Annotated in this window: 22 protein-coding genes and 1 pseudogene; 8 read left to right on the forward strand and 15 right to left on the reverse strand. The window is 72.6% G+C overall.

What is annotated here, in order from left to right:
* Positions 1–9 precede the first annotated feature (9 nt).
* Entirely contained in the window at positions 10–588 is a 579-nt protein-coding gene (locus tag ACFPLC_RS33255) for a hypothetical protein (protein WP_378206186.1), read from the forward strand.
* Here ACFPLC_RS33255 and pip read toward each other — a convergent pair.
* Positions 585–1,526 (reverse strand): prolyl aminopeptidase, encoded by a 942-nt coding sequence (pip, locus tag ACFPLC_RS33260; protein WP_378206183.1) that lies wholly within the window; start codon positions 1,524–1,526, stop codon positions 585–587. The genes ACFPLC_RS33255 and pip overlap by 4 nt on opposite strands.
* 20 nt (positions 1,527–1,546) lie before the next feature.
* Positions 1,547–3,061 carry an FAD-dependent monooxygenase gene (locus ACFPLC_RS33265; RefSeq protein ID WP_378206180.1) on the reverse strand — a complete coding sequence of 505 codons (1,515 nt, stop codon included), beginning with the start codon at positions 3,059–3,061 and terminating at the stop codon, positions 1,547–1,549.
* Positions 3,062–3,125: 64 nt separating this feature from the next.
* On the opposite strand from ACFPLC_RS33265, the gene ACFPLC_RS33270 reads away from it, so the two are divergent.
* The gene (locus tag ACFPLC_RS33270) at positions 3,126–3,764 is read left to right on the forward strand and encodes a TetR/AcrR family transcriptional regulator (RefSeq protein ID WP_378206177.1); all 639 of its coding nucleotides are present in this window, start codon (positions 3,126–3,128) and stop codon (positions 3,762–3,764) included.
* A 65-nt stretch (positions 3,765–3,829) separates the two neighbouring features.
* Entirely contained in the window at positions 3,830–4,429 is a 600-nt protein-coding gene (locus tag ACFPLC_RS33275) for a LysE/ArgO family amino acid transporter (RefSeq protein WP_378206175.1), read from the forward strand.
* Here ACFPLC_RS33275 and ACFPLC_RS33280 read toward each other — a convergent pair whose 3' ends face one another.
* The 11 genes from ACFPLC_RS33280 to ACFPLC_RS33330 all read right to left on the reverse strand — a co-directional run bounded on the left by ACFPLC_RS33280 (position 4,430) and on the right by ACFPLC_RS33330 (position 11,939).
* Positions 4,430–4,909, reverse strand: coding sequence for a methylated-DNA--[protein]-cysteine S-methyltransferase (locus ACFPLC_RS33280; RefSeq protein ID WP_378206172.1), 480 nt, complete (start codon positions 4,907–4,909; stop codon positions 4,430–4,432).
* Entirely contained in the window at positions 4,906–5,280 is a 375-nt protein-coding gene (locus ACFPLC_RS33285) for a hypothetical protein (RefSeq protein ID WP_378206169.1), read from the reverse strand. The genes ACFPLC_RS33280 and ACFPLC_RS33285 overlap by 4 nt, the downstream gene beginning before the upstream one ends.
* Entirely contained in the window at positions 5,277–5,990 is a 714-nt protein-coding gene (locus ACFPLC_RS33290) for a 2OG-Fe(II) oxygenase (RefSeq protein WP_378206166.1), read from the reverse strand. The genes ACFPLC_RS33285 and ACFPLC_RS33290 overlap by 4 nt, the downstream gene beginning before the upstream one ends.
* The gene (locus tag ACFPLC_RS33295; protein ID WP_378206164.1) at positions 5,987–6,580 is read right to left on the reverse strand and encodes a methylated-DNA--[protein]-cysteine S-methyltransferase; all 594 of its coding nucleotides are present in this window, start codon (positions 6,578–6,580) and stop codon (positions 5,987–5,989) included. Before ACFPLC_RS33295 ends, ACFPLC_RS33290 begins: the two co-directional genes overlap by 4 nt.
* A complete protein-coding gene (locus ACFPLC_RS33300) occupies positions 6,577–7,053 on the reverse strand; it encodes an RNA polymerase sigma factor (RefSeq protein ID WP_378206161.1) in 477 nt (158 codons plus the stop codon). Before ACFPLC_RS33300 ends, ACFPLC_RS33295 begins: the two co-directional genes overlap by 4 nt.
* Before the next feature lie 35 nt (positions 7,054–7,088).
* Positions 7,089–7,856 (reverse strand): putative protein N(5)-glutamine methyltransferase, encoded by a 768-nt coding sequence (locus ACFPLC_RS33305; RefSeq protein ID WP_378206158.1) that lies wholly within the window; start codon positions 7,854–7,856, stop codon positions 7,089–7,091.
* A 10-nt stretch (positions 7,857–7,866) separates the two neighbouring features.
* A complete protein-coding gene (locus tag ACFPLC_RS33310) occupies positions 7,867–8,364 on the reverse strand; it encodes a L,D-transpeptidase (RefSeq protein ID WP_378206156.1) in 498 nt (165 codons plus the stop codon).
* 108 nt (positions 8,365–8,472) lie between these two features.
* A complete protein-coding gene (locus tag ACFPLC_RS33315) occupies positions 8,473–8,952 on the reverse strand; it encodes an SRPBCC family protein (protein ID WP_378206153.1) in 480 nt (159 codons plus the stop codon).
* An 11-nt stretch (positions 8,953–8,963) separates the two neighbouring features.
* A complete protein-coding gene (locus tag ACFPLC_RS33320) occupies positions 8,964–10,328 on the reverse strand; it encodes a flavin monoamine oxidase family protein (protein WP_378206150.1) in 1,365 nt (454 codons plus the stop codon).
* A complete protein-coding gene (locus tag ACFPLC_RS33325) occupies positions 10,315–11,268 on the reverse strand; it encodes a carbohydrate kinase family protein (protein ID WP_378206147.1) in 954 nt (317 codons plus the stop codon). Before ACFPLC_RS33325 ends, ACFPLC_RS33320 begins: the two co-directional genes overlap by 14 nt.
* Entirely contained in the window at positions 11,265–11,939 is a 675-nt protein-coding gene (locus tag ACFPLC_RS33330) for a class II aldolase/adducin family protein (protein ID WP_378206144.1), read from the reverse strand. The genes ACFPLC_RS33325 and ACFPLC_RS33330 overlap by 4 nt, the downstream gene beginning before the upstream one ends.
* Positions 11,940–12,226: 287 nt before the next feature.
* Here ACFPLC_RS33330 and ACFPLC_RS33335 point away from each other — a divergent pair, with 287 nt between their 5' ends.
* Entirely contained in the window at positions 12,227–13,222 is a 996-nt protein-coding gene (locus ACFPLC_RS33335; RefSeq protein ID WP_191306550.1) for a permease, read from the forward strand.
* The gene (locus tag ACFPLC_RS33340; protein ID WP_378206141.1) at positions 13,219–13,908 is read left to right on the forward strand and encodes a TIGR03943 family putative permease subunit; all 690 of its coding nucleotides are present in this window, start codon (positions 13,219–13,221) and stop codon (positions 13,906–13,908) included. Before ACFPLC_RS33335 ends, ACFPLC_RS33340 begins: the two co-directional genes overlap by 4 nt.
* A gap of 70 nt (positions 13,909–13,978) precedes the next feature.
* Here ACFPLC_RS33340 and ACFPLC_RS33345 read toward each other — a convergent pair whose 3' ends face one another.
* On the reverse strand, positions 13,979–14,980 hold the full coding sequence (locus ACFPLC_RS33345) for an ABC transporter substrate-binding protein (protein WP_378206138.1): 1,002 nt from the start codon (positions 14,978–14,980) through the stop codon (positions 13,979–13,981).
* Positions 14,981–15,367: 387 nt separating this feature from the next.
* On the opposite strand from ACFPLC_RS33345, the gene ACFPLC_RS33350 reads away from it, so the two are divergent.
* Positions 15,368–15,535, forward strand: coding sequence for a hypothetical protein (locus ACFPLC_RS33350; protein WP_378236011.1), 168 nt, complete (start codon positions 15,368–15,370; stop codon positions 15,533–15,535).
* Positions 15,536–15,718: 183 nt separating this feature from the next.
* Entirely contained in the window at positions 15,719–18,550 is a 2,832-nt protein-coding gene (locus tag ACFPLC_RS33355; protein ID WP_378206135.1) for an AAA family ATPase, read from the forward strand.
* 99 nt (positions 18,551–18,649) lie between these two features.
* Here ACFPLC_RS33355 and ACFPLC_RS33360 read toward each other — a convergent pair whose 3' ends face one another.
* Positions 18,650–19,828 (reverse strand): MFS transporter, encoded by a 1,179-nt coding sequence (locus tag ACFPLC_RS33360; RefSeq protein WP_378206133.1) that lies wholly within the window; start codon positions 19,826–19,828, stop codon positions 18,650–18,652.
* A 293-nt stretch (positions 19,829–20,121) separates the two neighbouring features.
* Between ACFPLC_RS33360 and ACFPLC_RS33365 the strand changes: the two are divergent.
* Positions 20,122–20,854 (forward strand): annotated as a pseudogene (locus ACFPLC_RS33365) ((Fe-S)-binding protein).
* The last annotated feature ends 1 nt before the right edge of the window (position 20,855 follow it).

The raw sequence follows: 20,855 nt of genomic DNA on the forward strand, positions 1-20,855 counted from the left end.
GAGGAAGCCGTGGAACGAATCCGGCTGGTGCTCGCGGCGGTATCGGTGACGGCTTGCCTTGCTGCGTGCACGAGCCCGATCACGACCGCCTTGCCCCTGCTCACCCCGGTCACGCCGGTACCGCCGGCCGCGGTCGCGCCACCGGCGTCACCCGTGAAGATCACGGCCGCCTGCCCGCTCTTCGGCCCGGCGGACCTGCAGCAGCTCCTGGAAACCAGCGAAGACCTCATGGCGACCGAGCAGCCGGCCGCCGGCACGTCGGGGCCGGGCACCGAGTTCCGGTGCCGCTACGAGGGCAAGTACGTCCACCCGTGGCTGCTCGACCTGTGGATTTCGTCCGCGGCCGACGCCCTCCCGCCCGAGGAAGCGATGAAGAACATCCGGAAGGACTGCAGCGGACCGGTGACCGCGGTGCCGGAGGCCGGCGAGGGCGCGTTCTTCTGCGACCGCACCGGCCTCGACCAGGCGGAGATGGTCGTGCTCGGCAAGCGCAGCCACGGCCAGAACCGCGTGGCGGTGGCGTACGTCCTCAAGCACCGCAAGGACGTCTACGCCCGCCTGGCGAAACTGCTCGCCGAGCGGCTCTAGGCCCGCGCGAACCGGTCCAGCGCGGCGAGCTTCCAGGCGCGTTTGACGTCACTGGCGCCGTGCCCGGACCGGTCGTCGACGAGCAGTTCGGCGCCCGGCCACGACTCGGCCAGCTCCCAGGCCGTCGTCACCGGGCAGCTGAGGTCGAGCCGGCCGTGGATCAGTACGCCGGGGATGCCCGCCAGACGTCCGGCGTCGCGGATCACCGCGCCTTCTTCGAGCCAGCCGGCGTGCGCGTAGTAGTGCGTGGTGAGCCGGACGAACGCCAGCAGCGCCTCGTCCGGCGGTCCACTGTGGACTTCCGGCTCGGCGCCGGGTTCCAGGGACAGGACCGTTTCCTCCCAGGCGTTCCACGCGAGGGCGGCGTGGTCCCGCCGGTCCGGGTCCGCCATGAGCCTCGCATAGGCGCCCACGACGTCGTCGTCGCCGGCGAAGTCGCGGAAACGTTGCCAGGCCTCGGGGAAGAAGCGGCCGGCGCCGCGGTACAGCCAGTCGATCTCCGACCGGCGGGTCGTGCTGATCGCGCTGACCACGATCTCCGTCACCCGGTGCGGGAAGCGTTCGGCGTACACCAGCGCGAGCGTCGTGCCCCACGAACCACCCGTCACCAGCCAGCGTTCGATGCCGAGGTGTTCCCGCAGCCGCTCGAGGTCGGCGACGAGGTGGTCCGTGGTGTTGTGGCGCAACGAGGTCGCCGGGTCGGCGGCGTGCGGACGGCTCCGGCCGCAGCCGCGCTGGTCCAGCAGCACGACGCGGTACCGGGCTGGGTCGAACATCCGCCGCATGCCGGGCGTGCAGCCCTGACCGGGGCCGCCGTGCAGCACGACCGCCGGCTTGCCGTCCGGGTTCCCGCAGGTCTCCCAGTACACGAGGTGCCCGTCGCCGACGTCGAGCAGCCCGTGGTCGTAGGGCTCGATGGGCGGGTGGAGGTCGCTCACCCGCCCATCCTGCCCGGTTCTCAGGCGGGCTCGCCGAACCAGGTGCGCAGCGCCGGCTCGAGGCCGTCCGTCGAACCGTCCTCGCGTGCCCAGGCGATGTGCCCGTCGGGCCGGATCAGCACGCCGGTCAGCGACGGCTCGCTGTCGCACTTCGCGGACACCACGTTCACGCGCCCGGCCCAGCCGGCCGCCGTCTCGCGCAGGGCGGGGTGGTCGGCGAGGTCGAGCAGGAGGGGCTTGCCGTCGTGGAGGCGCTCGCCGAGCCGGGTGCCGTCGGCGAAGGCGAAGTCGGGCGCGGCGCGGCCGGTGAGGTCGTGCTCGCCGTCGATCGCGTAGCGGTGCAGCACGCCGGAGAGCTTCTTGGCGAGGTACGTGGCGCCGTCGCCGGTGGACAGCAGGTCGGTGACGACCTGGCGCAGCGCCTTCGTGCGCACGTCGCTGCGCATCAGCGCGACCTGCGCCCGGGTCCATTCGAGGACCCACTCGCCGATCGGGTGCCGCTCGGTCGTGTAGGTGTCGAGCAGGCCGTCGGGTGCCCAGCCGTGGACCGTGGCGGCGAGCTTCCAGCCCAGGTTGACGGCGTCGCCGATGCCGAGGTTGAGGCCCTGCCCGCCGAAGGGCGAGTGGACGTGCGCCGCGTCGCCGGCCAGCAGCACGCGGCCCTGCCGGTAGGTGCTCGCCTGGCGCGCGTTGTCGGTGAAGCGCGTGGCGCTGTGGAGCTTCGTCACTCGGACGTCCGCCCCGGAAACCCGCCGGAAGCTGTCTTCGACCTCCTGCGCGGTGACCGGCGCGTCGCGGTCCTCGGGCGGCCCGTCGAACTCGACGGTGAGGATCCGCCCGGGCGTCGGCCCGTGGACGTAGAGGCCGCCGGGGCCGTGCTGCCAGCCGGCGGGCAGCGCGTCGGCGCCGGCGAGCTCGGTGAGCGCCTGCCGTCCGGTGATGGCGGGGTCGGTACCGGGGAAGGCGAAGCCGGCCAGCTTCCGCACCCGGCTGCGTCCCCCGTCGCACCCGACGAGCCACCCGGTACGCACGGTTTCCCGCTCGCCGAGGTGCACGGTGACGCCGTCGTCGTCGGCGTCGAACCCGGTGAGCTCCACGCCGCGCCGGATCTCCACCCCCAGCTCGGCGGCCCGCTCGGCGAGGATCGCCTCGACGGCCTGCTGCTGGATGACGACCACCCGGGCGGCGGGCCCGACGTCCCGGAAGGCGGGATCGGTGAAGTCGACTCCGCCCGAGGTGACCATGATCCCGGCGAAGTGGCCAACGGGCACGGCCTTCGGGCCGCTCCCGCCGCGGGATTCGAGGAACTTCTGGATCTGCGCGAAGTTCTGCTGCACGACGGCGTCCATGGCGGGCAGCAGACCCCGCCGGTAGAAGGCTTCGGCCGTGGTCAGGTTGACCGACCCGGCCTTGATCGTCTGGTCCGGCTCGGGCAGCCGTTCGACGACGAGCACGTCCACGCCCGCCAGCCGCAGTTCACAGGCCAGCATCAAGCCGACCGGTCCGCCCCCGGAGATCACCACATCCCTGTTCATGGCTCCGATGATGCCGGGAAACTTTTACCGAGTCAAACTTTGGGCTCGGTCTATACTCTCGCTCATGGCTGACCCCGGACTCCGCGAGCGGAAGAAGCAGGCCACCCGCCTGCTGATCTCGAACGTGGCCACACGCCTCTTCGTCGAGCGCGGCTTCGAGGAGGTGACGGTGGCCGAGATAGCCGAGGCGGCGGGCGTCTCGAAGATGACGGTGTTCAACTACTTCCCGCGCAAGGAGGACCTGTTCCTCGACCGCCACGCGGATCGCCTGGCCGAGCTGACCTCGATAGTCCGTTCGCGGGCGCCGGGTGTCTCGCCGTGCACGGCGCTGCGACGTCACCAGCATGCGCTGCTGGCCGCGGGTCACCCGCTCTCGGGCGCCATCGCGGGCGGCCCCGGGTTCTGGTGGGTGCTGACTTCGAGCCCGGCGCTGATGGCCCGGTGGTACGAGCAGGAGCGCGAGATCGCGGACGCGTTCGCGGCGCTCCTGACGGAGGAGACGGGCGAGGAGTTCCGCGCCCGCATGGTGGCGAACCTGCTGACCGCGGCGATCACCACGGTGTTCGCGCACGCGATGGGCCGGATCGTGGCGGGGGATGATGCGGAAGTCGTGCGGCGGGAGCAGGTGGCGGTGATCGATCAGGCGTTTGACCTCGTGGAACGCGGAGTGGGAGAGTTCCCCGGCGAGACGGGGCGGCATTAGGGGCGCTAATGTTGCGTAAGAAGCTTTAGCTGGAGTAACGCCGGACGCGGTCATACCGTGGCCGGGTGCTGCCTCTCCTCCTGGCCGGGTTCGGGACCGGTCTCTCGCTCATCGTCGCGATCGGTTCTCAGAACGCCTTTCTGCTGCAGCAAGGCCTGCGTGGCGGGGCCGTGGCGCCGCTCGTGGTCATCTGTGCCGTGTCGGACCTCGTGCTGATCGGGCTCGGGGTGAGCGGAGTCGGGGCCGTGCTGGCGCGGTGGCCGACCGCCATCGGGGTGGTGGCCGTGGGAGGTGGGCTTTTCCTGCTCGGGTACGGGGTGCTTGCCGCGCGGCGGGCCCTGAAGCCGTCCGTGATGACCGTGGGGGAGGACCGCACACCGCTGCGGAAGGCCGTTCTGGCCTGTGTGGCCTTCACCTGGCTGAATCCGCACGTCTACCTCGATACCGTGCTGCTGCTCGGCTCGGTTGCCGTCGCTCATGGGGATGGGCGGTGGCTGTTCGGGCTCGGCGCCGGGGTGGCCAGCGCCGTGTGGTTCAGTGCGCTCGGGTTCGGGGCCCGACGGCTGGCCGGCGTGTTCGCGAAACCCGTGGCGTGGCGGGTGCTCGACGTGGTGATCGCCGTGACCATGACCGGGCTGGGGATCAGCCTGCTGCTCAGCGTGTGATCACCACAGGGTCGAGGCCGGCGGGCGCTCCAGGTCCAGGAGGAACTGCTTGCGCCCGATGCCGCCCGCGTAACCGGTCAGCTTTCCGCCTTTGCCGACGACACGGTGGCACGCCACCAGGATGCTCAGCGGGTTGCGCCCGACCGCCGCGCCGACCTCGTGCGGGAGTCCGCCGACCGCCCGGGCGAGGTCGCCGTACGTCGCCGTGGCCCCGTACGGGATCGACGCGATCTCCGCCCACACCGCGCGGTCGAAATCGGGGCCGGTCGCCTGTATCGGGACGTCGAACGCCGTGCGCTGGCCGGCGAAGTACTCCTTCAGCTGCCGGGACGCTTCGGGGAACGCCGTGTCGTCGCGGTCTCCGAACGCGGTGCGGTCCGGGCGGGTCCAGTGGTTCGGGAAGTACAAGCCGGTCACGACGTCGGCGTCGCCGACCACGGTCAGTTCGCCGATCGGGGAATCCAGTACGGCGTGTTTCATCGAGTCTCCCAGGTCGTGCCGTCCGCGCGGGCGCCGCGCAGACCGGGCAGGGGGTAGCCGGCCAGTGCCGAGGTGGCGAAGGTCCGGTGCGGGCTCCAGGACGTGGACAGCTGCAGGCGCCGGGCCATGCCCGCCCAGCCCGCCGGGGTGGCGCTGACCACCCACGCGTCCGGCTCCGGCGCCGCGAAACGGTGGGCCTGGCGCAGCCACGACGCCGCCGTCTCCGGCCAGGCCACCGTGGTCAGCACCACGCCGCCCCACGCCGCGGCGATCCGGTCGCCGTCGGGCCGCGACGCGAAATCCGTGCCGATCACGATGTGCCGCGCCCCGCCGAGCAAGCCGAGCAGCGCCTCGAGTTCGAGCGAGGTCATGCCGCGTCGTGGAACACGAGACCCAGCGTGTGCCGGCGGCCCGACCGGACCACCGAAACGCCGTGGCGCACCGGGGCCGCCGACCAGCCGCGGGCCGAGCGGACCGGCCGGTCACGGGTGGTGAACACCAGGCCGTGGCCCTGCGGGATGAGGGTGGCCGTGGCGCGGGACTGCGCGCGCGGCCGCTGCTCGACCAGGAGGAACTCGCCGCCCGTGTGGTCGGTGCCCGGGTCGTTGAGGTTGATCACCACCTGCAGCGGGAACACCTTGTCGCCGTAGAGATCGCGGTGCAGGGCGTTCCAGCCGCCCGTTTCGTAGCGCAGCAGGATCGGCGTGGGCCGCGCCTGCCCCGCGGCGTGGCACGCGGCCAGCCATTCGTCCAAAGTGGACGGCCACTCGGCCGGGCGGCCCAGCCGGGCGGACCAGTCCTGGGCGATCGGCAGCAGCCGCGGGTAGAGCGCCTGCCGCAGCCGCTGCACGGGTTCCGGGAACGGCGAGGCGAAGTAGTGGTAGTCGCCGTTGTCCCCGAAGCGATGGCGGCGCAGGTTGACCGTCGCCCGGAAGTGCGACGGCTCGTCCCAGAGGGCGACCAGCCGCGCGCACTCGGCCGGGGTGAGCAGCGGCGGCAGGAGCGCGCAGCCATAGCCATCGACTTCGGCGGCGACCGCGGCCCAGTCAGCCGCGGCGACGCGCTCTTCGAAGGTTTTCACGCTGCCTCCATCGTCAGGAGGACTCGCTTGGCCTCTTCGCCGCCGGCGTATTGGCCGTACGAGCCGTCGGAGCGGACCACTCGGTGGCAGGGGACCACCACCGGCAGCGGGTTGCGGGCGCACGCCGTGCCGACTGCGCGGACGGCCTTGGGGCTGCCCGCCGCCGCTGCCACCTGGGCGTAGCTTTCCGTGTGGCCGTACGCGATCTCGGGCAGGTGGTCCAGCACCGCGCGGCGGAATCCGCGGGCCAGCCGGAAGTCCAGGGGGACGTCGAACGCGCGGCGCTCGCCGGTGAAGTACTCCTCCAGCTGGCGGGCCACCGGGTCGAGGCGGGCCGGGGCGCGCAGGATCCGGGGGCTGATGGCCGCCGCCAGCTCGGCCAGTACCGCGTCGTGGTCCTGGCGGTCGAAGGCCACCTTCACCAGGCCTTCCTCGGTTGCCGCCAGCAGCAGCGGGCCGACCGGGGAGTCGACCGTGCGGTAGGCGACGTCGAGCAGCCCGCGTTCGGTGGCGTCGGCGGCCAGCCGCTCGTGCAGCACGCTCGAGTCGAGCAGGATCTCGTCCCCGAAGAACTGGAACATGTCGATCATGGGTGTGCTCCTTCCAGGGGATAGCCGGCCCGCAGTGCCTTGACGCCGTCGGCGGCGGCCCGGCGGGCGGCTTCGGCGGTGCCTCCGGTGATTTCGGCGATCTCGCGGTACGGCAGCCCGGCCAGGTAGTGGTAGGCGACGGCGAGGCGTTGCTTGACCGGCAGCCGCGCCAGCGCGTCCCACAGGTCGCCGTGCCACGCGTGCGCGCGGCCGGGCCGGTCCGGCACCTCCTCGACCGGGATCGGGTGGCGGGCTTGCGCGCGGGTGACGTCGACGGCCTTGCGGTGCGCGATCGTGACGAGCCACGCCTGGACGTTCGCGTCGGCGGGCAGCTCGGGGTAGGCCTTCAACGCCGCCAGGAAGGTCTCCGACCAGGCGTCTTCGGCGTCGGCGGGCCCGAGCAGGGCCCGGCAGACCCGGAGGACCATCGGCCCGTGCTCGGCCACGACTTGCTCGAACGGTTTCACGATCACACCAGGAAGACGTCCGGGAGCGCCGGAACGTGAGATCACAATTTCGCGGTGCCGGTCACGACGGTCGCCCCCAGGTCGTCGCAGGAGTGCACGCGCGGTGACAACCCTGCCGCGGCAAGGATCTCCGCGAGCACCGGCGCCTGCCGCTCGCTCGATTCGATCAGCAGTGTCCCTCCCGGAGCGAGCCACTCCGGCGCGCCCGCGGCGACGCGCCGGGCGAGGTCCAGGCCGTCCGCGCCGCCGTCGAGCGCCACCAGCGGCTCGTGCAGGCGAGCTTCCGGCGGCATCGTCGCGACGGCGTCCGACGGCACGTATGGCACGTTCGCCAGGAGCACCGAAACCCGGCCGAGCAGGGACGACGGCAGCGCGTCGTAGAGATCGCCCTGGTGGACCCGGGCCCCGGGCAGGTTCAGCCGCGCGCACTCGACCGCGGCCGGCTCGACGTCGGCGGCGTGCAGCTCACGCGGCGGGAGGGCCGCGGCGAAGGCGGCCCCGAGCGCCCCGGAGCCACAGCACAGGTCGACGACCACCGGGTCCGGCGGGGCGAGCGACACGGCCACGTCGACCAGGAACCCGGTGCGGTGCCGCGGCACGAACACTCCGGGCCGCACGGTGACGCGCAGGCCGTGGAACTCCGCCCAGCCCAGCAGGTGTTCCAGCGGCAGCCCGGCGACGCGGCGCTCGACGAGCGCGGCGAGTTCCGCGGGGGTCGTGGCCGCGGCGACGAGGAGATCGGCCTCGTCCTCGGCGAACACGCAGCCCGCGGCGCGCAGCCTGGAAACGACAGCTCGAATGTCCGACAAGGGACGAAGCCTACAAGACCTGCACCGCGTCCCCGACGTTCAGCCCGTCGAAGAACGCGGCCGAATCGGCGTCGGTCAGGTGGACGCAGCCGTGCGAGGGGGCCTCCAGCGGTCCGGCGTGGAAGGCGATGCCGCCGGCGGCGAAGAACACCGAGTTGGGCATGTCGGTGCCGTACTGGCTGCTGCGGTGCTCGCGGTCCTTCCAGACGACGTGGAACGACCCGGCGGGGGTCGCCTGGTCGGGCGGCCCGAACCCGGCCGGGACCGGGCCGCGGACCACCCGGCCGTCCCGCAGCAGCCAGGCCAGCCGCTGCGCCAGGCTGACGCAGGCCCCGGTCGTCGCGGCGCACGGCGGCGCGGGCGGCGTGGTGGTGGTCGGCACCGGCGTGGTCGAGGTGGTGGCCGGCGGCACCGGCTCGGCGATCGGGCTCGGCGTCGTCGTGCGTGGCGCCGAGCAGGCCGCCGTGACCAGCGCCGCGCCCAGGAGGGGCACCACCGTCCTGCGCATCCGTTGTCCCCTCGCCGATGGACCTGCCGGGGATCAGTGCGGGTGAACGGCCCCGAAGGTTGAGCGCGGGAGAGTTACCCCGGAAGTGTGACGGCTATTCCTGCGGCCCTACGGGTGGATCCCCTCGGCGAGGATGACGTCGGCGAGGTTGTCCATCGCGTGCGTCATGTCGGCGCGGAGCCCCGCGGCGACGATGCGGTGGACGAGCGGGCCGAGCGGGCCCAGGCCGAGGCGGTACTGGACGGCGTAGGTCATGAGCGTGCTTTCGCTGCCGTCGCCGCGGGTGATCGGCTCGAACTCGAACACGTTGGTCAGGTCCTGCAGCGGGGCGAACCCGACACCGGTGTCGACGCGGCGGGTGAGCGGCTCGATCTCGCGGACCGTCCACGTGGAGCGGGTGGTCAGCGGGCCGAGTGACCTGTTGCGCTCGCGGTAGGTCTTGCCGATTTCGGCCGTGCCGTGGTGGTCGGTCACCTCCAGGACGGTCGGCACCCACTCGGCGTAGCGGTGGGTCGCGGAGATCACCTCCCACACGCGCCGGACCGGGTGCGGGATGATCGCCTGCTCGGAAACGGTGTAGTCGCGCACCGGCGTCCCCTCTACTCGTGACCGAGGACGGCGCGGGCGGCGGTTTCGCCGGAGCGGACCGCACCGTCCATGTAGCCGTTCCAGTGGTCCGAGTGCTCGGCGCCGGCCCAGTGCACGCGGCCGAACGGCCGGTCGCGCCACGGGCCGAGCTCGGTCAGCACGCCGGTCCCGGGCACCGACGTCGGCCCGCCGCGCGTCCATTCCTCGCCGACCCAGTCCTGTTCGAAGTACGCCACCGGCTGCAGCGCGGGTTTTCCGACGGCGGCGGCGAAGGCGCGCAGGACGGCGGCGCGGCGTTCGCGCGGCGGGCGCGCGGCCCAGGTGTGCCACTGCGGGCCGCCGAGGAAGCCCATGAGGACGCCCGGTCGGCCGTCGGGCGGGGAGTTGTCGAACATCGAGCAGATCGGGGAGCCGTTCCGGAAGACGGCTTGGCCGTTGAGCCCGTCGGCGCGCCAGAACGGCTCGGAGTACACGGCTTCGCACTTCATCAGCGCGCCGAACGCCATCCGGGAGAACAGGGCGTCCTGCTGCGGGGGCAGCAGCGGGCGCCAGGAGATCCGGGCGGCCAGCGCGGGCGGGACGGCGACCACGACGTGCCGCGCGCTCCAGGTGTCCTCATCGGACCGGACCGTCACCCGGTCGTCGTCCTGCTCGATCGCCCGCACCGGGGTGCCGAGCACCACGCGCCCGTCGAGTTCGTCGCCGATGCGTTGCGAGATCAGCTGGGAGCCGCCGGTGAAGCGAAATTCTTGGGCGCCGCCGGTGACGCCGATGCCGCGTTCGACGGTGCCGGGGGTGGTTTCGTTGCCGAACCCGGCGATGTACCAGAGGCTGTAGAGCAGCGATGCGTCGGCGGCGCTGCCGCCGAAGGCCGAGCCGAGCAGCACGTTGACCAGGTCGAGGGCGCCGGAGCCTGCGGTGGTGTGCCGGATCCAGCTTTCGAAGGTCACGCTGTCCCACGCCCGTGCCTTGGGGGCGCGCCACGGCGCGTCGAGGGGGATCTTGCGCGCGAGCTGGTTGATCCGCCGCATCGCGATCCCGAGGTCGGGCAGCGCCAGCGGATCGGGCGGGATGTCGCCGTGGTACCGGCGGGCCCGGCCGCCGTGGACGTAGACCGACGCGCCCTGGGTGTAGGCCGGGAACGTTTCGACGCCGACCTGCTTGGCCAGCGCGAGGATGTGGTCCTGGGTCGGGCCGGCGAACTGCCCGCCCGCCTCCACGACCTTGCCGTCGCCGAGGTCGTGGTTGAGTGTACGGCCGCCGACCCGGTCGCGGGCTTCCAGGACGACGACGTCCCGGCCGGCCGCGGTCAGCTCCCGGGCCGCGGTGAGGCCGGCCAGGCCGGCGCCGACCACGACGACGTCACTGCGGCGCATCGGCGTTCTCCAGCGTGGGCGTGGTGGCGGCGAAGGCGTCGGCGGCCGCGAGGTCGAACTCGCCGTGGTCGCTGCCCAGTCCCTGGGCGACCAGGGCGGCGGCGGCCGAGCCGAGCACGGCGGCCTCCCGCGGCGAACGGCCGAGGCCGACACCGCGGAGGAAGCCTGCGGAGAACGCGTCGCCGCACCCGGTGGTGTCGACGACGTCGACCGCGAACGCGGGCACGGCGATCACCTCGTCCGCCGTGATCACCAGGGCCCCGCGGGCCTCTCGCGTGACGGCGACGCAGCCGACGCCGTGGCCGATCAACGCGCGGGCGCCGTCTTCGAGGGTGTCGGCGCCGGTGAGCCCGAGGACCTGCTGTTCGTTGGGCAGCAGGTAGTCCAAAGAGGACAGCGCGGGGGCGATCCAGGCCAGGATGCCGGGATCGCCGGGGGCGAGCAGGTCGGCCGAGGTGACCACGCCGGCCGCCCGGGCGGGGGAGAGGATCTTCGCCGCGTTCTCCCCGCCCATCAGCTCGGGCGCGCCGAGGTGCAGGTGGGTCGCTTGGGCCACTTCGGTTTCCGGGATGTCGTCCGGCCCGTAGGTGAGGTTGGCGCCCGGGACGTGGAAGGCGGGGCGGCTGCCGTCGGGCCGGATGGGCAGCACCGACGCCGAGGTCTGCACGTCCGCGCGGCGGACCACCAGCGAGGTGTCGATGCCGAACCGGGTCAGCATGGCCAGCAGCAGGTCGCCGATCGGGTCGTCGCCGATCGCGCCGGCGGTGCGGACGGACGCGCCGAGCTTGGCCAGGGTCAGCGCGGTGCCGGCCGCGGTCCCGGCCGGGCCGAACCGGATCTGCTCGACCAGGGTCGCGCCCTGCCCGTCGGGGATCGCTTCCACGGGCCGGACCTGCACGTCGAACACGTGCGCGCCGAGCGTGATCACCGTTTGCGTCACAGATCCTCCTCGATCCGTCGGGTGCTGCCGTACCCCCGCCGCAGGGCGGCTTCGATCACCGCGGTCTGCTGGGCGGTGTCCAGGACCCGGGGGCTGCCCATCGACGCGGCGTTCCGGTAGAGCTCGCAGGCCCACTCGAGCAGCAGCGCGTTGTCCACCGCCGCCGCCAGGGTCGGGCCGTGCACGACGGCGCCGTGGTTGGCCATCAGCGCCGCCGACTTGCCCTCGAGCGCGGTCCACACGTGTTCGGCCAGCTCGTCGCTGCCGAAGACGGCGAACGGCGCGACGCGCACGGCCCCGCCGAGCAGCAGCTGCTGGTAGTGCACGCAGGGGAGCTCATCGAGCACGAGGGAGATCGCGGTGGCCTGCGGCGAATGCGTGTGCACGACCGCGCCGGCGCCGGAACGGCGGTAGATCCCGAGGTGCAGTTCCAGTTCCGACGTCGGCGCGAGGTCCCCGGCGACGACGGTCCCGGCCAGGTCGACGACGGTGATCTGCTCCGCCGTGGCCTTCCCGAGCACGACGCCGGTCGCGGTCACCGCGACGTGGTCGCCCACGCGCACGCTCACGTTGCCGGCGGTGCCGATGAGCAGCCCGGCGCCGGCCAGGTCGTGGCAGGCCGCGACCACCGCCTGCCGCTCGGCCCGCAGCAGCGCTGTCCCCGATGTCATCGGCTCAGCGTAGGACAAACGTGAAACAAAGTCACGTTCAGGTTTTGCGGGAGACCCGGGCCGGGGGCCGATAGTGGCTGAGCGACGGTGGATCGCTCCTGGGGAGAAAGCTGCTGCGAATGGTGATGCCCTATGGGTGTCCTGTTCGTACAGTCCGCCGTCGCGGTCTCGAAGTGGGCGAAAAGCTCGGTGGCGGGCGCGTGTGCGGTGGTTGCGCCGCGGTGAACCGAACGGGCCGGTGGTTCGTGTAGCCGGATGGTGTGGAGCGGAAGTACGGGAGATCGCTTGTGACTGCCATCGAGGAAAGCCGTCGGGAGCGGGACGGGCGGCGGGGCTGGAACGCCGACCCCGTCCTCGTCCTGACGTTGGTCCTGTTGGTCGGATTCCTCGCGCAGGGCCCGGTTCGGCGGCTGCTGTCCACTCCGGTCATGCAGAGCTGGATGACGGTGTTCGTCGCGGTGGTCGTGCAGGCGCTGCCGTTCCTCGTCCTCGGCGTGCTGCTCTCGGCCGGGCTCGCGGTCTTCGTGCCGCCGTCGTTCTTCACGCGCGTGCTGCCGAAACGGCCGTCGCTGGCGGTGCCGGTCGCCGGGCTGGCCGGTGCGGTTCTGCCCGGCTGCGAATGCGCGTCGGTGCCGGTGGCCGGCGCGCTGGTGCGCGGCGGCGTGACCCCCGCGGCGGCGGTGGCGTTCCTGCTGTCGGCACCCGCGATCAACCCGGTGGTGCTGACGGCGACGGCGGTCGCGTTCCCGGGCCAGCCGCGGATGGTCCTCGCGCGGTTCGCCGCGAGCCTCGCGGCGTCGTGCGTGATGGGCTGGCTGTGGCAGCGGCTCGGCCGCCCGGACTGGCTGCGGCCCCGCCGGCACGACCACGGCGACGGCGGCACCCGGGGCGCGGTGTTCTGGGGATCGGTGCGGCACGACGTGATGCACGCGGGCGGGTTCCTCGTCGGCGGCGCGATGGCCGCCGCCACCCTCAAGGCCGTGGTGCCGGCGACCTGGCTGCACGCCGCGGCCGGTCAGCCGGTGGTGGCGGTACTGGCCCTTGCGGTGCTCGCGGTGCTCCTGTCGATCTGTTCGGAGGCCGATGCGTTCGTCGCGTCTTCGCTGACGCAGTTCTCCCCGACGGCCCGGCTGGCGTTCCTCGTCGTCGGCCCGATGATCGACCTCAAGCTGTTCGGCATGCAGGCCGCCACGTTCGGCCGCGGGTTCGCGCTGCGGTTCGCGCCGGTGACCTTCGTCGTGGCCGTGCTGGCCGCGGTCGTGACCGGGGCGGTGCTGCGGTGAACCGGACCGTGCAGGCGATCCTGCTGTTCCTCGTCGGCGGCGTCCTGCTCCACGCCGGTGTCACCGGGCTCTACCTGCGGTACGTCAAGGCCGGTCTGCAACCGCTGGTGCTGGCCGCGGGCGTGGTGCTGGTCGTCGCGGCCGCGGCGACGGCCTGGTACGCCCGGCGGCGCCCGGGCGGGCAGCCGGCACCCCGGGTTTCGTGGCTGCTGGTGCTGCCGGTGTTCGCGCTGGTCCTCGCCGCACCACCGGCGTTGGGGTCCTACAGCGCGATGCGCGCCGGGACCGCGGTGACGGCGCCGCGGATCGTCACGCCGCTCCCGGCGGGCAACCCGGTGCGCCTGACGGTGATCGACTACGCGGACCGCGCGGTCTACGACCACGGCCGGTCGCTGGCCGGGCGGACCGTCACGATCACCGGGTTCGTGGCCTTCGATTCCGGCGGCGCGCCGTACCTGGTCCGCATGCTCCTGAACTGCTGCGCGGCGGACGCCCAGCCGGTGAAGGTCGGCCTGACCGGCCGGGTTCCGCCGGTGCTGCCACCGGATTCGTGGCTGGAGATCACCGGCGGCTACAGCGCCGAGCAGGTGCGGGATCCGGTCAACGGCGGCACCATCCCGTTCGTCGACGTCGGCCAGGCCCGGCCGGTGCCACCACCGGCCGACCCCTACGAAAGCCTCGGCTAGCACCGACCGCGCCTCGTGAGTGGTAAGGCGGGTTAGAACCCGCCTTACCACTCACGACCGGTGTGGGCGGTCATCTGCCGGCCTGGGGGCCGATCATCGAGTTGACGTCGATCGGCGACGGGATGGCGCCGAGCTGCAGCAGGAGGTCCGGGACCCGTTGCAGGCGCCGGGCGTCCAGGATCGAGCCGTAGCCGGGGAGGGTGAGCAGCTTGGCGGTGTCCTCGTCGATCTTGGCGAAGCGCACCAGCAGCGGTTCGACCTTGCCGCGGTCGAAGATGGCGTCGTGGGTGGCCTTCTGCATGGCCCGCTGGAACGCGGCCAGGGTCTTCGGGTTCTCCTTGACCCACTTCCGGGTCGCGCCGTAGCCGGTCAGCGGGAAGTCCTGCGTCGCCCCGGAGTTGATGTCGATCACCGGGATCGCGCCGGCCGTCTTGGCGGCCTGCGTGATGTACGGCTCCGGCAGGTACGCGGCGTCGGCCTGGCCCTGCTGCAGCGCCGCGGCGATGTTGGGCAGCGGGATCAGCACCCAATTCACCTTGCTGAAATCGACGTTGTGGTCCTGCATGATCGAACGGGTGAGAAGATCCGAAGCGGTGTTCTTCGCCGTGATGGCGATCTTCGCGGTGGCCAGGTCGGTGATTGTTTTCACCGGCGAATTCGGGACCGTGACGATCGCATTGGACTTCGCGTTGACCGATGTCGCGTCGGCGACCAGCTGCATGTCGGCGGCGCCGCTGCTGCGTGCGGTGAAGAACGGCGGGTAGGTCGAGAACGCGATGTCGACGTCGCCCGAGATCGACTTCGACAGCGACGCCTGGCCGCTGGCCGCGATGACGGACTCGACGGTGAGGCCTTCGGCCTGGAAGTAGCCTTCGTCCTGGGCCAGCCAGAACGGCGCGAGGTCCGTGGTGGGCAGGATCGAGACCTTCAGCGCCGTCTTCTCCAGCCCGCGGCCGCTCGACGAGGCACCCGAGCCGGTCGCGCCGAGCGCGCCGCAACCGGTTACGACCGTGACGACCGCGAGAGCGAGCGCAGCACGAACGCGGGCATTGCTCCTGACTATTCCGAACAAGGTCTGCTCCTCGAAGGAGATGACAGTTGATGGACCGGCTCCAAGGAAGGTCGGTGATTCACTCCCCGGCGTCAGGCGGGCCACTGTAGGGACCCCTCGCGGCCCTTGACAATGCGTGATGGCGCCGGATCCGGGATTTCACCAGAATGGCGGCACGAATACTAGATCGACGATCTTGCGCGGCCGCCGGTCACCGAGTGTCCGGTGTGACGCTCGACGAAGGCGCGGACGGAGTGCGAAAAACGTGGCCGCGAGGGTGCCGGCAAAGCGGAAACACCAGATCGGCCGCCATATCCCGGAAGCCCGAACCGGGTGTAGTTGCCGCGGCGAAATCGCACTCACCCGCCGGTTTTCGCGCCGTTGTCTGCCCAGGCAGGTAATGGTCGCGTGCGTGTCGAAATCGTCGATGACACCGCCTCGCCGTCGTCGGCCGGGCCGGGGCCGGGAAGTTCACCCGTCCGTGGATGTGGTGTCAACGGCTTGCGACACAACGGATTCACCGGCCGGGCGCCCGGCTGCACCGCGGGTTGTCCGGACCAGTCGCACCGGCTCTGACCTGCGGCTCGGCGGCCGAAGATCCACCGCGTCCCGGCGGTTGAATCACGTCCGGATCACGAATCGGCGCATTTGCCGAATGGGAGGTTTACGCGCGCGGAACACGGGACTACCGGCCGGGGTTCCGTGATGGCCGAGTACGCCCCTTGTTGGGGAAGAGGTTTTACTTCTAAAATCCCCCGTGTGCGACCGCTTACGGACGGTACTGAGCTACTGGTCGGCCGGGACAGCGAGCTGTCCCGGCTGGTCGCGTGGATCCGTGACGTCGCCGCAGGTCGCGGCCGCGCCGTGCTGGTCGATGGCGAGCCCGGGATCGGCAAGTCCGCGCTGGTCCGGTCCGCCTGCGCGGCCGCCACCGAAGCGGGCTGCCAGGTGTATTGGGGAGCCGGCGACGAGCTCGGGCAGGCGTTGCCGCTGCTGCCCCTGCTGGATGCCCTCGAGATCACGCCGGTCACCCGGGATCCCCGTCGTGACGCCGTTTCCGAACTGCTCGGCGGCGGCGCCGTCGCGGGCAAGGGTGCCGACCTCGCCGCCGCGGCGGCCGAGCAGCTGATCGCGCTGGTGGACCAGCTGTGCCAGGACGGCCCGGCGGTGCTGGTCGTCGACGAGCTGCAGTGGGCCGACACGACGACGGTGGCGGTGTGGGGCCGGCTCGCCCGCTCGGTGCGGCAGCTCCCGTTGCTGCTGATCGGTGTGACGCGGCCGGTGCCGCGCCGCGACGACCTGCGGTCGCTCTTCCGGATCGTCCGCCCGGCCGAGCGGCTCCGCCTGACCCGCCTGGCGGAACCGGCGGTGCTCGAGCTGGTGGCCGCGCTGGCCGGCGGCAAACCGGGCGCCCGGCTGGAGGAGCTGGCCGCCGGCGCGGCCGGGAACCCGTTGTACCTCACCGAACTCCTCGACGCGCTGACCAGGAGTTCGTGCCTCCAAGTCGATCCCGCGGGCATCGCGGAGCTGACCGGCGCGGCGACCCCGGACTCGCTGCCGGAGGCGATCGCGGACCGGCTGGACTTCCTCACCGAGCCGGCGCGGCGCGTACTGCGGACGGCCGCGCTGCTCGGCGTCGGTTTTTCGGTCGCGGACCTGATGACCGTGACGAACTCGTCGCTCGCCGAGCTGCTGCCCGCCCTCGACGAGGCCCGCGCCGCCGGCGTGCTGGTGGCGGCGGGCGACGACCTGGAGTTCCGCCACCCGTTGATCCGCACGGCGTTGTACGACGAGATGCCGACGGCGGTCCGGATCGCCTGGCACCAGTCCGCCGCGTGGGCGCTGGCCGAGGCGAACGCCCCGGTCGAGCGGGTGGCCCGGCAGCTGCTGCCGATGGTGTCCACAACGGACACCCGGGTGCCGGTCCCGGACTGGGCCGTGCAGTGGCTGCTCACCGTGGCCATGCCGTTGATCGGCCAGGCACCCGTGGTCGCCGTCGCGCTCCTGCGACGGGCGGTGCGGGACGCGCCGCTCGACGACGCCGTGACCGGGGCGCTGGCCTGCCGGCTCGCCGACGCCTACTACCGGGTGGGCAACGTGGCCCAGGCCGAGCGGATCGCCTGCCGCGCTTTGGATCGCGTCCGCGACCCCGACGTGCGCGTCGACCTGCACACGACGATCGTCCAGAGCCGCGGGACCGCCGGCCGCGCCGCCGAGTCCCTGCCGGCGCTCAACGAGGCGCTGACCCAGCCGGGGCTGCAGGCCCGGCACCGGGCCAGGTTGCTGGTGCTCATCGCGCGGATCCGGCGTGTCCTCGGCGAGGTCGACTCCGCGGGCCGGGCCGCTTCCGCGGCGCTGGCGGAGCTCGGCTCGGCCGAAGACCGCTGGGCGACCGGGTGGGCGTTGCACGTGCTGGGCCAGGGCGCGATGGCGCGCGGCGAGTGGGCCGCGGCGCTGCCGTTGTTCGAGCGCGCGATCGCCGTCGTGCGCGGGGACCCCACGCTGATCGAGCTCACTTTGCTGCTGCGGATCAACCAGTCGGTCACCTTCGGCGCGCTCGACCGCTACGCCGACGCGCTCACCGCCGCCGGGCAGGCGCGCGAGCTGGCCGAGCGCACCGGCAGCGAGGCGCGGCTGACCCAGGTCCAGAGCGCGATCGGGCAGCTGATGCTGGGGGCCGGCCGGTGGGACGACGCGCTGGCCGAGGTGGACGTCGTGCCGGACGACCAGAAGGACCCGGGCGTGGTGTGCTGCGACCACGGCGTCGCCGCCATCATCCACTTCCACCGCGACGAGACGGCCGCGGCCCACCGCCACCTGGACGTCGCCGCGCGGCATTCGGAACGCGCCGGCGACGAGGTGGTGGAACCCCTGCTCCGTGCCCGCAGCCTCGCCTTCGAGCACGCCGGCGCGCCGGAGCGGGCGCTCGCCCTGCTGACCGCGGTGCCGGCCGGCGAAGACGCGGGGGAGGAGCGGCTGGGTGACGCCGCCCGGCTGGCGATGACGATCGGCGACGTGCGGACCGCGGCGGAGATCGAGGCCCGGGCGCGCGGGATCGCCGCCGAGTCCGCCGTTCCGCACCGCCGTGCGCTGGCCCTGTACTGCCGCGGCCTGCTCGAGCGCGACGGGACGATGCTGCTGCGGGCCGCCGACGGCTACGCCGACGCGGGACGGCCGCTGTCCCAGGCCAAGGCCCTGGAGGCGGCCGCGCTCGCCTTCGCCGACACCCAAGCGGAAGACCGCGGTTCGGCGCGGGCCGCCTTCACCCACGCCATCGACCTCTACGCGGAGCTGGACGCGCAATGGGACGTGGCGAGGCTGCGCGCCCAGTTCCGGGCGCTCGGCATCCGGCGCGGCCCCAAGGTGAAGCACCGCCAGGCCACGCACGGCTGGGAAAGCCTCACCCCGACGGAGGGCCGGATCGCGGCGCTGGTGGTGGAGGGCCTGTCCAACCCGCAGATCGCGGCCCGCCTCTACCTGTCCCCGCGCACGGTCGGCACGCACGTTTCGCACATCCTCACCAAGCTCGGCGTGCATTCCCGCATCGACATCGCCCGGGAAGCGGCCCGCCACCAGTCCGCCTCCGGCTGAGCCCCTCTCCCAGCCGCATGGTCTGCCGCGGCCGGTCGTGAGTGAGAAACAGTGTTCTAACACTGTTTCTCACTCACGACCCTGCCCGCGCCGGGTCGGTCAGGCGGCGACTTCGGGAGCGTCGTCCTGGGGGTGCACGGTGATCGGCTGGGTGGCTGCCTGATCCGGGTCTGGGGCCGGCGCCGGGGCTGGAGCCGGGGTCCGGCGGAACACCGCGATGTGCCCGCTGACCATCTGGCCGAGCAACACCGCCAGTACCAACATCAACGGGGTCCGCCAAGTCCCCGTCCCCGTGTGCAGCCAGCCGCAGACCAGCACGCCGAAGCCGGCGATGACGTACCCGACGCCCTGGACCACCGCCGACAGCGCCACCGAGCTGTCCTTGCTGCGCAACGAAATGGTCGTCAGCGCGAACGCGAGCGCCCCCATGCCGGTGCCGGTGGCCGCGGCCCACAGCCACGGGGCGGCCGCGGGCGCCAGGAGCAGCCCGGTCACGCCGATCACGTTCGGTGTGGCGAGGACGACCACGAGCAGGGTCTGGTTGCGCCAGCGGCGGGTCCAGCCCGGCACCAGCCACATCATCGGCAACCCCATGGCCATCGACAACGCGAGGCACGCCCCGGCCGTCGTCGAGGGCACCCCGGCGCTGCGCAGGATGCCGGGCAGCCAGCCCATGACCAGGAACGTCACCGTCGAGATGAGTCCGAAGTGGATGGTCAGGGCCGAGGCCCGCACCGTTCCGGGGGCCGTCCGCGGCGACACGAATTCCCCGGGGGTGCGCTGCCACACCTGCTGGGCCAGCAGTGCCGTGGTCGCCCACACGCCGAGGGCGACCCGCCACGACGACGACATGACCGCCGTGGGCGTGACCAGCGCCCCGGCCGTGCTGCCCACCCCGAGCCCGAAGGTGAAGGCCGCGGAACCCTGGGCCAGCAACGGCAGCATGGTGCCGAGCACCGCGATGGACAGGCACGCCAGCGCCGTCCCGACCAGCAGCTCCACCGGGCCGCCGAGGACCCGCCCGGCCAGTGACAGCACCAGCCCGACGAGGGCCACGGTGACGGTCCGGTGCGTCCCCACCCAGCGGCACAGCCACGGCGTCGCCCAGCCGCCGAGGCCGATGGCCCACAGGGGCAGGGCGACGAGCACCGCGGCGACGAGACCACCGGCGACGGAGATGTCCGGCAGGGCGGCACCCAGGCTCGTGACGGCCGGCCGCAGGTTCAGGGCCAGAACGAAGATGACCAGAGTGGAGACGGTGGTGGTGGCACGCGACATCGCTCCTCCTCGGCGTCGAGGCCGGAGCGTCATACTCCGTAACGCAATGTTTCGCGGTGGGGCCCATTTCAGACATCCGTCACCTGACGGATGAACGAAAATTCTTGTCCCTCAACGATTTGCGCCGTTCCGATGGCTCTGCGAATGGGCGTGCATCGGCACGGACGGACCTCGCCGGAACCCGGTTCGGTCACTGTCCGTGGCCAGTATCGCCGGTCGCGGGCCGGGAGTTGCCCGGCCGGCGCAACCGGGAACCGGAGCGATGACGCTCAGGAGTAATCGACGGAGGCGGTGTGCGCGCGAAGGTCGCCGTGCTCGTCACCTGCATCAACGACGCGCTGTTCCCCGACACGGGCAAGGCGGTGTTCCGGCTGCTGCGCCGCCTGGGCGTGGACGCGGACTTCCCGGAGGCGTAGACCTGCTGCGGCCAGCCGATGGTCAACACCGGCTACCTCGACGAGGCCGCGGGAGTGGTCCGCGCGTTCACCGACGCGTTCGCCGGGGACGACCACATCGTCACACCGTCGGGTTCGCGCGCCGGTTCGGCCCGGCACCAGCACGGCCTGGTCGCCCGGCGCGCGGGGGAGCCGCGGCTGGCCGAGACCGGGCCGAAGGTGCGCGAGCTGAGCGAGTTCCTGGTCGACGCGCTCGGCGTGACCGGCGTCGGCGCGTACTTCCCGCACCGCGTCACCTACCACCCGACCTGCCACTCGCTGCGCATGCTCGGCGTGGGCGACAAGCCGCTGCGGCTGCTGCGGGCGGTGCGCGGCCTCGACCTCGTCGAGCTCCCCGCCGCGCAGGAGTGCTGCGGGTTCGGGGGCACCTTCGCCGTCAAGAACGCCGAGACGTCCACCGCGATGGGAGGCGGACAAGGCCCGGCACGTCCGCGAAACCGGGGCGGAGGTGCTCGTCGCCGGGGACAACTCCTGCCTGCTGCACGTCGGTGGCCTGCTGTCGCGGCAGCGGTCCGGCGTCCGCGTGCTGCACTTGGCCGACGTGCTGGCCTCGACCGAGGAGGACGCGTGAG

The organism is Amycolatopsis plumensis (assembly GCF_042652605.1).
In the GTDB taxonomy this organism is placed as follows: domain Bacteria; phylum Actinomycetota; class Actinomycetes; order Mycobacteriales; family Pseudonocardiaceae; genus Amycolatopsis; species Amycolatopsis plumensis.